Below are 13,076 nucleotides of genomic sequence, written 5' to 3' on the forward strand. Positions count from 1 at the left end.
CACCCTTCGATGGGGAGCGGGATGGCCCGTGCCATGGCGAGCAAGCGGAGATCGAAGATCGTAGCGCTGCCTGCCGGCGAGGCTCGAGACGGAGGGGGCCCCTTGCGGAAAGAATGTCAAAGTCAAAGTGGATTGGTATAATACCAAGCCTCATAAAGAATGACGCTTGGTCTTCGTTTTTTTCAGCTCAAGCGTCGGACTAGGCGCCCCCCATGGCGCCTCGCAAAAGCTCGGGCGCCCGAAGTACGTTCTCTGGCGCGCTTGCCAACCCACGATGAGTCAAGGTCATCGAGGGTTGGTATAATTCCATCGGCTTTTCCGCATAGACTATCTCCCGCTCACAAATGTCCCGTGAAAGCCCAGCGGTGTCGCATGCTGGCCCTGCCATGACGCCACAGGCCCATCGTCGATATGGCGGGCATCGAAGACATGCAGCTGAGTCGCCCTGGCTTTCAGGTCCAGCACTGTGCCGACTAACCAGCCGTCCAACTCGTCCGAACCACCTGGACGCGGCACGAACAGAGCCTCTTCGACCATGGCGGCAGCCCCGAAGTCGTGCACCTTGCGCTTGCCCGTCTTCCAGTCGAACAGGGCAAGGGCTCGCGCACCCGGATGGCCCGGTGTTTCGCCATGAACGTGGACAACCTTGTCACGGCGCAGACCCTGGACACGATGGTCGGTCTGCGGAAACTCCGCCGTCACCCCGGTCGGACGCGTCACGGCGCGGCCATCGGGAAAGAGACTGACTAACACCAGGTCTGCGCCGGCATAGTTGCGGTCGATCTTGCCGCGGACGATGTTGTGCCCACCCTGGGCAGCAAACTGCGGCGTATTGGCCAAGCAGACATCGAAATGCAAGGTGCTGTCGCTGTCTTCCCAGGCATCACCGGTATGGAAATAGAAGGCCGCTGGCAGCTCATAGATGCGACGCTGGCTGAAATCTGCCTTGTCGACGACCAGAATCTGCAGTCCCTGCTCCGGCCGCCATACCATGCGCTCGGCGATCGACTGACCGTGATCACCTGTCACCCAGGGCTGCAGCGGGAAAATCAGGTGGCGCTCGGTCACCGCCCAGTCGTGGGTATAGCCCGCCACAGGAAGTTCGATCATTTCGCCGCGTTCCAGCCCGCCTAAGGAGTCCAGTTGCCAGATCCAGGCGCGCTTTCCGGCAAACCCGGCGCTCCAGATACGACCCGACGGCTCGACCTTGGGATGGGCCAGGAAGGCCATACCTTTCAGGTCATTGCGGAAGGTTTGCGGCCCGCGCGTCTCCAGGGTGTCGAGGTCGAGGCGATACGGCGAACCGGCCTCCCACAACGCCCATAACTCATCGCCGACCTTCAGCACTGAGGTGTTGGCAGCATTGGCGTCGTCCTGCGCGGTGACCGGCGCACCAGCGGCAGCGGCGGTGCCAAAGCCGGGCATCAGAAAACGGCCGGCCGTCTGTTCGGCGCGGCGTTTGACGGTGTTCACAAACCGGCCGCTGTGGCGAACGCCGTCCGCGGTAAGGTCGTAACGCTGAACCATGCCGTCGCCGTCGAACCAGTGGCCGGTGACTTCGTCGCCATAGCGGAACCACGCCGGGCCGTTACGATAGAGTTGGCCGGACAGATGCGCCGGCATGCGGCCGTGCAGCCGGGTCATGGCACTGTCAGCAAAACCTTCGATGGGTGCATTGCTGACGCCGATGGTCCAGTCGGCCGCGGCAGCGGCCCAGGATTTCGGCGCCGTGGCGGCGATGCCGGCGCCTGAGAGCACGCCCAGCACGCCGCGACGAGAGAGATCGGTCCTGGTCATGACGGCGATCCTCAGAAAGCGATGGTCTGGGTCGTGACAGGGGCGGTCACGGTGAAGCGCGCGGCGGCCCAGGTGGCCGGGCCCATGGTGCCCCTGGCATTGTTGGAGAAGGCGAAGGGCTCAGTCGGCATACCAAAGGGGTTCATACCCATCTTGCCATCGCCATCGACGTCATGGAACATTTTCAGCGCGTAGTCGCCTTCGGCCAGACCGTCGACCGACACGGTTGCCTGGGAGCCAGTAACCTCGGCAGCAGCAAAGCGCACGGCCTTGTCACCGGCATAGCCTTCCTGGCTGTCATAGATGGCGATCATGACCTTGCCCTGAGGCTTCAGGTTGTCGCAGACAATGGTCAGGCTGGCGGTTTGGGCGTGAGCGGTGGTGGCGGCCAGGCCCAGCAGGGCGGCGGCGATAAGGGACTTGAACATGTTGTCTTTCCTCTCGGTTGGGGCGATGAAAAAGACATGTCATGCCGCCTGAGCCCATGCCCGCACGCCTTCGCCGGTGGCGGCGAATTTTGCGCCAGATGCAGGCCATGCAACTGGCGCTTCGCGAACAGTCGAGATTAGTTCGCGGTGGCGGCCGCCCGCATAGCTTTGGCGTCGGCGGTACGCCCCATCTTGTCGTAGAGTTCCGCCAGATCTTGCTGGAAGCCGGGAACAAATTCGCGAGCCGTCACGTCCCCGTTTTGCGCACAACGAATGGCGTTCAGAAAAGCAGCTTCAGCGTCGGTCAGTCGGCCGGCGTCGCTATAGAGGTGGCCCAGATTAGCGTAGGTTATGAACAGGTCCGGATCGTCCGCTCCGGACAGGATCGTTCGGATGTAGACGGCGCGTTCATAGGCGGCGATCGCCTTGTCGGCCTGGCCTGCGACAACGTAAGCGAAACCAAGATTATCGAGGACCACGGCGGTATATGGCCCTTCACCGAGCCAGGTTTCAGATACCGACCGGGCTTTTTCGAAAAGTAGAACACCTTCGGCAACCTTGGCGGGGTCAGCGACCTTGTCCGAGAGGTCCGGATCCCGGCCTTCTTCCAGCAAGGCGTGGCCCTGTTCGAGGAGCGTGTCGACCTCATTCATACGGGCTTCGACATCGGCGTCCGAAATGTCGGCAGGCCGCTTCAGATCGGCAATGGTCTGCGCCTGGGCAACCGGTGCGGTAAGCAACAAGGCCGCTGCAACGGCCCAAAATATGGATTTCATCTTTCCCCTCCCCTAAAACTATACGCCTGTTGTTGATTCCGGATACCGCGTCAGGTCGGCGATCAGCTTCCGCTTGAACCCGGTTAGGTCCTTCCAGGCCGAAGCCACCCGCACAGGCCTACCGTTGGCTTCATCTATAACCGTCATGCCGTCCGGCATCACGCGCAGTTTCAGCGTTTCCATGACCAGGTCGCTTTCGTCGCTTGCCATGACCACGGCGACGCTGTCGAACAGGGTCGAGCTCTTCTGCGTCAGGTCGAAATCCTTTGGCATCCATGGCGCATTGGGCAGCCAGGCCTCGCTGTTGGCGATGACGGCGCGCGCGAAGGGATCGGTGCTGGCACGCACCAAACGCATCTCCTCGCCTTCGAGATAGAGCAGACCACAGGTATCCAGCGGGGTGATGCTGCACGAGATCCAGTCGGCATCGAACACAGCCTGCAAGGCCGCCGGATCGACTCGCACATTATACTCGGGCTCGACCTTGGCAGCGCCACCATAACCGACGCGCACGGCGCCATGCATGCCGACAAAGCGGGCGTTTTTCGCCATCTCCGGCTTCAGTTTCAACGCCGCCGCCAGTTCGGTCACGGGCCCGACGGCAATGATGGTCACCGGGTCTTTTGACGCCATGACGGTATCGACCATAGCCTGGGCGGCGTCGGTGCGGACCGGACCGGCATAGGCCGGGGTCTGGTACCCGGCCAGCCACGCGTCCTGAGGGCCGTTGCCGTCACCGGGCCCCTGGCCCATGGCGATGGTGACGTCGCTGCGTCCGGCCAGGGTGAGTAGTTTGGCAGTCAGGCGGGCCCGGTAAAGGGCATTGCCGGCCTCGGTGCTGACCAGTTTCAGGTCCAGTTGCGGCCGGCGAAGCAGTTGAAGCAGTGCCCAGGTGTCATCGACATCGCCGCCGATATCACTGTCGAAGATAACGGGCGTGGGCTTCGACGTTTCTGCCCGTGCACCTCTGGCAATGACCATGGCCAGGGTCGCAGTCAGAAGGTTGCGGCGGTGAAGGCGGACCATGAAGACTCTCCAACGAGCGAATGCGGCAACCCTATCATGCCGCATGGAATGTGGCGACGCCAACAGGCGAGACTCGGCAAACAACGTTTGGTATAACGGCGGTATGGTCCAAAGTTGCAGGAGACGAGCATGCGTGGCTTCACTCTGTTTTTCCTCATCCTGACATTGTCGGCAGCGGGGGGCGCCGCACAGGCTGCAGTATCGCCCAAGCCGGACTGCGTCGCCATTGCCAGGCCCGACGATAAGGGGGCCATCAAACGCGTCGATTGTTTCGCAATCGACAAGGCATCCGACCTCAGGCACTGGAGCAGCATCACCAACCGCTGGGCCAATCTGGGCCGCGTCTCTGCCAACAGCCGCTCGCTCAGTTGCCTGCGCAGCCAGGACGGCTATCTGCATTGTTTCTACGTTCGCACCGACGGCCAGATATGGCATCGGCGCTGGAATCCCGAGTCCTCCGTCGCCGCTACGTCTGAACCCATAGGCGGCGTACCGTCATCGCCCCTGCCCGGATATGCCATCAGGCCGGGTTTCGTCGACCACATGGACAATGAACTGGTTTGTACGGAATCGGGCAGCAACAACATCGCCTGCCTGGTAAGGGTCGCGGTTGCCCCCGACGGCCGCTTCTACGCCGAACCCGGCCTCTACTTGCGCCGCTTCGTAGCGGCAGACGGACGGTGGATGGCGTGGCAGGGCGTCGAGCGCGGTGACTGGCGCGCCAATCATTGCCGGCGATCGGGGACCAGCATTGACTATTGTACTCTGCAAAGACGCGAATTGCGCGACGGCATTCTGGTGACGCGGCACAAGCTGCTGATTTTTCACGACTATAGCCCGCCGGGGACCGGCGGGATGTCGGGGGAAGCTCCGGTGACACCGCTCTGGTCCATTGCGCCGCATTCGGGTCCGCTCGATGCCGGCGGGGCCGCCTATCCGCCGTTCGCCGGAGGTCTCTCCTGCCTGCATGTTGTGGTCGCCAACCCTTCCGTATCGAGCGGCCAGTCGGCCACGCAGCATTGCTTCGGCATCACCGATACGCGCAGGCTGTATTATGGGCAGTGGGCGCCCCTGGCTGGTCCCATGGCCTGGACCGAACTGGGCAGCGTCGTATTGAACCTGTCCCCCGCATCAGGTTCGGCAATCGGTGATGAGCAGACACCCAATTGTCTGGTGATGAACCCACCCGTGGCGGGCGCCGCCCTGCCGCGGCCGGAAAACCTGATCCTGACCTGCGTCCAGGTAACGGGTGAGCGGATGCTGCACTATTACCGCCTGACGGGCGGTAGATGGACAACCCAGGCTATCGCCACCACCGGCGTCGTGACGGGTGCGCCGTCATGTGTGGTCGTTTCCACGGAGCGGCTCGAGTGCGCCTATCGCAGCGACCCCGCGCTTGGCCGGATGAACCGGCTTTCCCTGACGGCGACGGCCACCGGGGCTGAGTACCGGACAACGGAAATTGGCCGCGGATTCGTTTACCCGCGGCCGCCTCTGTGACTACTAGAGCGGGATGAGTTTTGATGGAATCAAAATCCCGCTCTAAGTTTTTGTTTTGTCGCGCAATTTATCCGAAAACGGGAGCGCCCGTGCGGGTGCGTCACACTTTATCGGATTGCGCTCTAGTTGCCGACATCGATGAAGGGCACGGCGCCGCCGGTCGTGGTTGGCAGTTTGCCGTCCCACTTTTCGATGGCCCGAAGCTGGACAACCTGCGGACTGGCCGCGATCGACTGGGCGATCAGCCGGTTAGCCTCGGCCTGACCACGTGCCTCTTCGATCCTGGCGTCGGCCTGGGCCTTGGAAACGGCGACCTGAGCCTGAGCGGCTGAGGCGTCGGCATCGGCCTTCGTCTTGGCCTGGATCGAGTCGAGAATGACTTGCGGGTAGCGTATGGTACCAATCCAGTCGAGCTGGCTGATATTGACGCCCTGCGATTCCCACTTGCTGCGCACCCGTTGCAGGGCCTTCTGGATGACCTGCTGGCGACCGCCGCGATAGAGGAACTCAACGCTGACCAGTTCCGTCTCGGCCGCGATCGCCGTGCGGACGTCATTGCGGATCGGCCCCTCGAACAGTTGGTCGAAAGTCAGGCGGTAGCGGGTATAGAGTTCCGGCGCCTTCGACGGGTCGATGCGCATGACCAACTGTACATCGGCGGTCATCGGCAGGGCGTTGTTGTCCGAGAAGTTGATCTCCTCGTTCTCCCGCCCGCGCTCGTCTTCCTCCTTAGTGTAGGTATAGGTCCGCTGAATCTGCGGGAATTCGACGATGCGCTCCCCGACCAGGTTGATATGATAGCCGGAATTCATCGGCGTCGGATCTACGCCGGCACTGGGACCGAGCGTGCGGATCTTGACCCCGACATTGCCAGGCTGGATCGTCTGGCCGCACGAGACCAGCATGGTCATGCTCAGCACGATGACGGCGCCGATGGCGACGAAAGTCTTGACGCGGCCCGTAATGTTGAACCGGGATTGCGAACTGTTCATAGGGTGTGTTCACGCGGGTTTCCCCCCGCGTCCTCTCTTGGCAGATGGTTGAATGTAACCCAAGAAGATGCGCACTCCCTTAACGGGAGGTTCGAAATGTCAGGGTTCCGGGGGCTTGATCGCGTAAAAAGCAAATATGGGCTGTGCCGAGATTTCGACATATCGCCGCGCATGGACTTGCGGCTTTGTTAGCACTTACTTAAGCGATCTGTTTCCTTTGTTGCGTTGCGCTCCCGATCCATTTGGGAACGCAAATATAGTACATGAACGCTTCGTGACGGAAAAGCGAATCCGCGCAAGAATCACGTGGATGTGAATGCGATGTCGAAATCGGGGCGTCAGGCCTCTGCGCCAGTCGCCAGGGTGATCAGCTCGCCCTTATCCTCCAGCGTGCCCTTGGCCAGCAACAGATCGAGACGCGACTCGATGCGCGCTTTCAATGCCGGACTTGTCGTCGCAAAGCCCAGCATTCGCGACACGGCCACCGCGATTTGGCCGCGACCAGCACCGTAATTGTCGGTGACGGTCTGGATCAGGGCTGCGTCGATTTCCGACGGCGGCAGCATGTCCGGCTTGCGCAGGCCCGCCGAAGCCACCTCCGACCGGTCACGCACCACAGCCGCACGGTCCGGCACATTGTAGAAGCCGTCATCCTCTGCTGCCCGGCCATCGGCCAGCAGGCACCGCAGCGCCGCGGTCCCGGCACTGCGCAGGCGAGCTGTCAGTTTCGGCAAGGCCCACAAATCGCGCAGGCGGGCGATCACCTCGTCGCCATGTAAAGGCCCTTCCACCTCGACGATTCGCACCACCGTCTCGGCCAAATGCGCCACCGGCAGGTCGGTCGGTTCGGTCGCCCGGCTGACCTTGAAACCGGCCTCCCGGTACAGGACCTGGCGCTCCGCCAACGGCTCAACCGGCCCTATGGTCAGGGTAAGGTCCGCCGGCGCGACCGGCGTGGGTTGCGGTGTGCGGTAACCTTCGGCGTCGCGCGCAGCCCAGCTGGTTCGCGCCGCCGCTATGGCCACTTCAAGTTTTTTCAACTCTTCGTTTGGCCGCAGATACCAGTCGGCGCTCCAGATGCGATGGATAATCCAGCCATGGGCCTCCAGCACCTGCTGCCGCAGCCGATCACGGTCGCGAGCCGACCGCGAGGCATGGTATTGCGCCCCATCGCATTCGATCCCGAGCACGAACCGCCCGGGCGTTTCCGGATCGGCCACGGCCAGGTCGACGCGAAAGCCCGAGGCGCCGATCTGGCTGTGCACGGCATATCCGGCCTGGGTCAGCCGCCCCGCCACCTCCGCTTCGAAGGCGCTGTCATGGCCGGCGGCGGCGGTGTCGCCGGCGTCGAAGCGGCCCGTCTCGGCAAAGGTCAGGAACAGCTTGAGCGCCGCCACGCCCCGCGCGGGGGTGCGTTCCAGGTCGATATCGCCGCCGCTGAAATTGCAGAAGACTTCGCAGCGCAACTTGGCGCGCGAGATCAGCACATTCAACCTTCGTTCGCCGCCCTCGCCGCTTAACGGCCCGAAGGCATGCGGCAGATTGCCTTCCGCCGTCTTGCCGTAGCCGACCGAGATGAAGATGACGTCGCGCTCGTCGCCCTGGATGTTTTCCAGGTTCTTGACGAAGAACGGCTCGGTGCCCGTCGTGGCAAAGAAGTCCTCGGTCTGCGGATAGGCCCGGCGCAGCCCTTCCAGTTCTCTCAGGATCGCCTGGCGCTGGGCCACCGAAAAGGCGGCTACGCCCAGGCTTTGGTGGGCGTTATCGCGGGCATGAGCGATGACGGCCTCGGCGACCCGCCGGGCCTCCAAATGATTGGTCCGGCTGCCGCCGCGTTCATAGATGGTGTCGGCGAGACGATGGTACTTCAGTCCCATGCCGGCAACGGCGTCATAGGGGCTGGGGACGATGTACAGGCGATTTTCGTAGAATTCGCGATTCGACACGGCGATCAGGGACTGGTGCCTGGACCGGTAATGCCAGTTCAGCATGCGGTGCGGCGCGCCCTTGGCCAGGCAGAGATCGAGGATGCTTTCGGCGTCCTTGGCTTGCAGGGTGACGCTGTCGTCGTCTTCGGCTTCGTCCTCGCCGGTCAGCTTCTTGAAGAAGGCGGTCGGCGGCAGTTGCCGCTCATCGCCGACCACGACCATTTGCTTGACCCGCGCCACGGCGCCCAGGGCATCGACCGGCTCGATCTGGGACGCCTCATCCATGACCAGCAGGTCGAACTCTAGCGCGCCGGGCTTGAGGAACTGCGCCACCGACAGCGGCGACATCATGAACACCGGTTTCAGTTGCTGGATCACCGGACCGGCGCGCTCCAGCAGGATACGGATCGGCAGGTGGCTGCGCTTCTTGGCCAGTTCGGCATTGAGCACGCCCAGCGGCCCGACCCCGGCCGTTCCCCTGGGCCGTGCCTCGGCATGGGCATGGGCGATCTCTTCCTTGGCGGACTCGATGTGGGCGTGGTCGAGCTGGCGGAACCGGGCCACCCGGCGTTCGTAGTCGTCGCCGTCGAAGGCGCGCAGGTCGGGCCAGTCACGGAACAACAGGTCACGCAGGACGGTGGCATAGGCGCGGTCGAAGGCCGGGACCAGATCGGTGGCGGCCAAACAGTTGTTGTGGCTGTTGTCGTGCAGACTATTTTCGTAAAGGTTGGCGACGAGGCTGGAAGCACCAAGCGCCGCCAGTTGCCGGCCCCGCCAGGCAACGGCGATATAGCGGTTGAGGCCTTCCGGGTCGGCCAGCCAGCGGGCGTATTGGTTTTCGCGGCCGACCACAGTCGCGTCGAGGGCTTCGGGGTCGAGCTTCAGGGTCGCCGCGGCGGCGTCCAGGGCCTGCCGATGTTCGGTCGTCGCGGCGTAGATGGCCTGGCGGGCGCGGTCAGCTTCCGCCAGGTCGGCGTCGTTCAAAGCTGCCAGTTTCGGCCATACGCTGTCGGGGAGCGAGGTGTGCGAGGTGCGCCAGCGCAGGATGTTGTCCAGCCGCTCCCAGTCGCTGTCGGCGCCCTGCCAGGTGCGGCCCCAGGCGCGGCCCAAGGCTTGCGCGACGGCAAAGGTGGCTTCGCACCTTTGCAGGGCGACAGCGAGGTCGATCAGTTTCAGGCGCGCTTCGACGCCGTCGGGCAGCGGGTCCTTGACGTAGGAACGCAGCAGGGCGATCTGGCCCTTGTAGCCGCCGTCGAGGAAGCGGAAAAGGCCATCGCCCTGGGTAACCACCTCGGCACGCAGCGAGGTATAGTCGGCGGTCAGGCCGATGTCGTTGAACACGGCGTTCGACCGGTGGCGCAGGTCGACCAGGGTCTTGCCGGTTTCGATCAGTTGCTTGAGCGCCCTGGAGTTACGCCAGGCGTCGTCATTAAAGGCGGTGCGGTCGGCTTGGCGCGGCAGGGGTGTCAGTTGCAGAAAAGCCAGCAGCCGTTCCAGTTCATTGACGGTGCCCGGCGGCGCGGCGCCGAACAGGCGGATAGCGACCTTGGCTTCTTGGATGGCCTGACCCAGGGCGGTTTGGGCGCGTGTAATGTCGCGGGCGACCTGCTCGGTTTGAGCCGGGTCAAGCGGATCGGCGCCGACGCCGCGCCAGGCATGGTCTTGCAAGGGTCCGGTGGTGGCAAGACGTGCTGTGATGTCTTCGGCCAGTCCCCGGCGTTTGGCAACATCGTCCGGGGTCCAGGTTTCAGCGCCTTCAAGGGCAAAGGCCGGGCCCGTGGCCAAGACTCCCCGAGACTGCGCGATCAGCCGGCCCAGGATCTGCTGCGGCGACAGGCGAGACGGCTGCAGCGGCGCATGCAGGCGGGCGGCGAAACCGTTGAGGTCGTCGGTCGCCGCGGCCAGCTTGTCGTCAACCAGAGGATCGCGGCGCGGCGGCAGGAGGCTGGCTTCGCGCGTGCGTTTCAGTTCCTCCAGCACGGCGCGCTTGCTGATCTTGTTGGAATGCAGTTCCAGGGTCAGCGGGCCCAACCCTACTTGTTTCAGCCGGCGATGGACGACGTCGAGTGCCGCCATCTTTTCGGCGACGAACAGCACGGTCTTGCCGCGCGCCGCGGCGGCGGCGATGATGTTGGTGATGGTTTGCGACTTGCCGGTGCCAGGCGGCCCCTTGATGACCAGGGTGCGACCGCCGGCGGCTTCGGCGATGGCCACAGTCTGGGAGCTGTCGGCATCGACAACGTGATAGCGGCCTTCCGGCGGAATGGCGTCATCGATAGCGGCGTGATCGGGAACGATCGGTTCGCTTTGTGGAAAGCCATCGCGCAACAGAGCCCCGATCAGGGGGTGGGCGGAGAGGGCGTCATCTTCGGGCCCGCCTTTCTCGACCCAGGTGTCGGGGTCGAGGTCGCGGTACATCAGGAACTTGGCGAAAGAAAAGAAACCCAGCACCATGGCGTCGGGCAGAACCTCCCAGCGCTTTTGGCCGGCGACGGTGTCGGCAACCGTGGCGAAATAGGCAGCCAGGTCCAGTTCGTCCTCGTCGGGGAAGTCTTCGATTGTCAGACCGAATTCGGACTTCATCTTGGCCTGGAGCGTCAGGTTGGGCGACGGCGGCTCATCGCGGTCCTTCAGTTTGAATTTTTCAGCGGCGCTTCCGCGTTCCAGTTGCACCGGAAGCAAGACCAGGGGGGCATGGCGGACGATGTCGGAGTCATCGGCGTCGTACCAGCGCAACAGGCCGAGCGCGAGATAAAGAATGTTGACGCCTTGCTCCTGCTCCAGGGTCTGGGCGTCGTACCAGACGTCGAAGAGGCGTTTCTGCAGCGCTTCGGAAGTCAGGCGGGTCTGGAGCCTGGTGTCGGTATGGCGCGTGGCCTTGACGTCAGGGCCTTCTTCAGACGGCTGGGCCAGGCCGGTATCGGTCGAGCCTTTCTGGTCGTCGACGCCCGGTTGGGCACCGGGCAGGAAGGTCATGGCCTTGCCTTGCGTCAGGATACGGAAGACCTCTGGGGACAGTTCATCGACGATTTCGACGGTTCGGCTTTGGGTCAGACGCAGCGGCACATTGAGCAGCCGATTGCGCGTCGACAGGTCGAGCAAGGCATGGCGCTCCTTCAAAAGCCGGTCACGAAGGGAAGCTGGGGTATCGGCGTCTGCCATGTCGGTCCTCCGGGGGGCAGTCTATAGGGCCGGACCAGAGTCGCACAATGCGGGAGATGGAAACTTTGCTGGCCATTTTGGAGCGGGATACGTTTTTATAGATTCGAAACTCCGCTCTAAGTTTTTGTTTTATCACGCAATTTATCCGAAAAATGCGTCACACTCTATCGGATTGTGCTCTAAACGACTGTGCCAAAAACTTGCCCAATGGCCGCCGTGATCGCCATGGCCAGCGCGCCCCAGAACATGACGCGCGCGACAGCCTTCCAGGTGCCGGAACCACCGGCCGCGGCCCCAACGGCGCCAAGCCCGCCCAGGAAAACCAGGGATGACACGGTGACAACCCAAACCGCGATAGGGCGGGGACTAAGCACCAGGGCAAACAAGGGCAAGGCAGCACCCACCGCGAAGGTCGCCGCTGACGTCAGGGCTGCCTGGATCGGGCGCGCCTGGCCGTGTTCTGAAATGCCGAGTTCATCGCGGGCATGAGCGCCAAAGGCATCGGTTTCCATCAGTTTCGCAGCCACCTGGGCGGCCAGATCGCGCGGCAATCCGCGACCGATGTAGATTTGGGTCAGCTCCTCCAGCTCAGCCTCTGGAAAATCAGCCAGTTCCTGCCGTTCTCGGGCCATGTCCGACGCTTCGGTGTCGGCCTGGGAACTGACCGAGACATATTCACCGGCGGCCATCGACAGTGCGCCGGCGACCAGGGCAGCGACACCCGTTACTACCACCGTGCCCTTGTCGACAGAGGTCGCAGCAACGCCGGCAATCAGGCTGGCGACCGAAATAATGCCGTCATTGGCACCAAGTACCGCTGCGCGCAGCCAACCCACGCGCGAGATGAAATGGCGTTCCTGCGCACTGTGTTTCGGCATCGGCCATCCTTACAAGTGGGTGCGTTTTGATGGAATCAAAACCCCGCTCTACAGCGGGGTGGGCTTTAGGTAGAATCGCCATCTCGCTCTAGGTTTTTGTTTTGTCGCTCAATTTTCCTGAACGGTGCTGCACACCTTATCGGATTGCGCGCGAGCGCGGTTCAGATGTGTTTTGGCACTTCGGCGCGCCGTCGGCAATGGTCTTTCAAATACTGCATCGGTCATAGCCATGCAGGCGAAAGCGCAGGATACCAAATCCGGTGTATAGCCAACGCGCCAGGGGCCGAATCAGCGGAGCAGAAACCAGGTAGCCCAGCCATTTGAACCCTGGAATGGCCTTCCAGAGCGTGGCAAACGCGTCGGCGCCGGTCAGACACTGGCCGCGGTCGTCGAAAACGTGAATCGCCATCAGGGCATCCCTGCGACGAACCTTCAGATCCGCCAGGGCAGAGTCGTCGGTCATCACGTCGATCCACAGAAAGCGGCCATCCGGAGCGATCTTGCGGTAGAAGCCGATTTCATGCCGGCAAAGCCCGCACTTTCCGTCGTAGAGAACCGTAATCATGGCAGCTTTCTGGGCAGGCTTTTT

The 13,076-nt window shown here is 62.9% G+C and carries 9 protein-coding genes; 1 reads left to right on the forward strand and 8 read right to left on the reverse strand.

What is annotated here, in order from left to right:
* Nucleotides 1–327 precede the first annotated feature (327 nt).
* The 4 genes from ABAC402_RS38020 to ABAC402_RS38035 form a co-directional block, all read right to left on the reverse strand.
* A complete protein-coding gene (locus tag ABAC402_RS38020; protein WP_023451182.1) occupies nucleotides 328–1,797 on the reverse strand; it encodes a carotenoid oxygenase family protein in 1,470 nt (489 codons plus the stop codon).
* A gap of 11 nt (nucleotides 1,798–1,808) precedes the next feature.
* Entirely contained in the window at nucleotides 1,809–2,225 is a 417-nt protein-coding gene (locus ABAC402_RS38025; RefSeq protein WP_023451183.1) for a DUF2141 domain-containing protein, read from the reverse strand.
* 137 nt (nucleotides 2,226–2,362) lie between these two features.
* Nucleotides 2,363–3,001, reverse strand: a complete 639-nt coding sequence (locus tag ABAC402_RS38030; RefSeq protein ID WP_023451184.1) for a tetratricopeptide repeat protein — start codon at nucleotides 2,999–3,001, stop codon at nucleotides 2,363–2,365.
* Nucleotides 3,002–3,019: 18 nt separating this feature from the next.
* Nucleotides 3,020–4,027: a nucleoside hydrolase gene (locus tag ABAC402_RS38035; RefSeq protein WP_023451185.1), complete on the reverse strand. Its 1,008-nt coding sequence runs from the start codon at nucleotides 4,025–4,027 to the stop codon at nucleotides 3,020–3,022.
* Nucleotides 4,028–4,156: 129 nt separating this feature from the next.
* On the opposite strand from ABAC402_RS38035, the gene ABAC402_RS38040 reads away from it, so the two are divergent.
* A complete protein-coding gene (locus tag ABAC402_RS38040; RefSeq protein WP_023451186.1) occupies nucleotides 4,157–5,527 on the forward strand; it encodes a hypothetical protein in 1,371 nt (456 codons plus the stop codon).
* 122 nt (nucleotides 5,528–5,649) lie between these two features.
* On the opposite strand, the gene ABAC402_RS38045 is transcribed toward ABAC402_RS38040, so the two are convergent.
* The 4 genes from ABAC402_RS38045 to ABAC402_RS38060 all read right to left on the reverse strand — a co-directional run bounded on the left by ABAC402_RS38045 (nucleotide 5,650) and on the right by ABAC402_RS38060 (nucleotide 13,052).
* A complete protein-coding gene (locus tag ABAC402_RS38045) occupies nucleotides 5,650–6,519 on the reverse strand; it encodes an SPFH domain-containing protein (protein ID WP_023451187.1) in 870 nt (289 codons plus the stop codon).
* Between the two features lie 338 nt (nucleotides 6,520–6,857).
* Entirely contained in the window at nucleotides 6,858–11,609 is a 4,752-nt protein-coding gene (locus tag ABAC402_RS38050) for a DUF3320 domain-containing protein (protein WP_023451188.1), read from the reverse strand.
* Nucleotides 11,610–11,788: 179 nt separating this feature from the next.
* Complete coding sequence (locus tag ABAC402_RS38055; RefSeq protein WP_023451189.1) at nucleotides 11,789–12,487, reverse strand: VIT family protein; 699 nt, start codon at nucleotides 12,485–12,487, stop codon at nucleotides 11,789–11,791.
* Between the two features lie 205 nt (nucleotides 12,488–12,692).
* Nucleotides 12,693–13,052, reverse strand: a complete 360-nt coding sequence (locus ABAC402_RS38060; protein ID WP_023451190.1) for a thiol-disulfide oxidoreductase DCC family protein — start codon at nucleotides 13,050–13,052, stop codon at nucleotides 12,693–12,695.
* Nucleotides 13,053–13,076: the final 24 nt, after the last annotated feature.

The organism is Asticcacaulis sp. AC402 (genome assembly GCF_000495835.1).
In the GTDB taxonomy this organism is placed as follows: domain Bacteria; phylum Pseudomonadota; class Alphaproteobacteria; order Caulobacterales; family Caulobacteraceae; genus Asticcacaulis.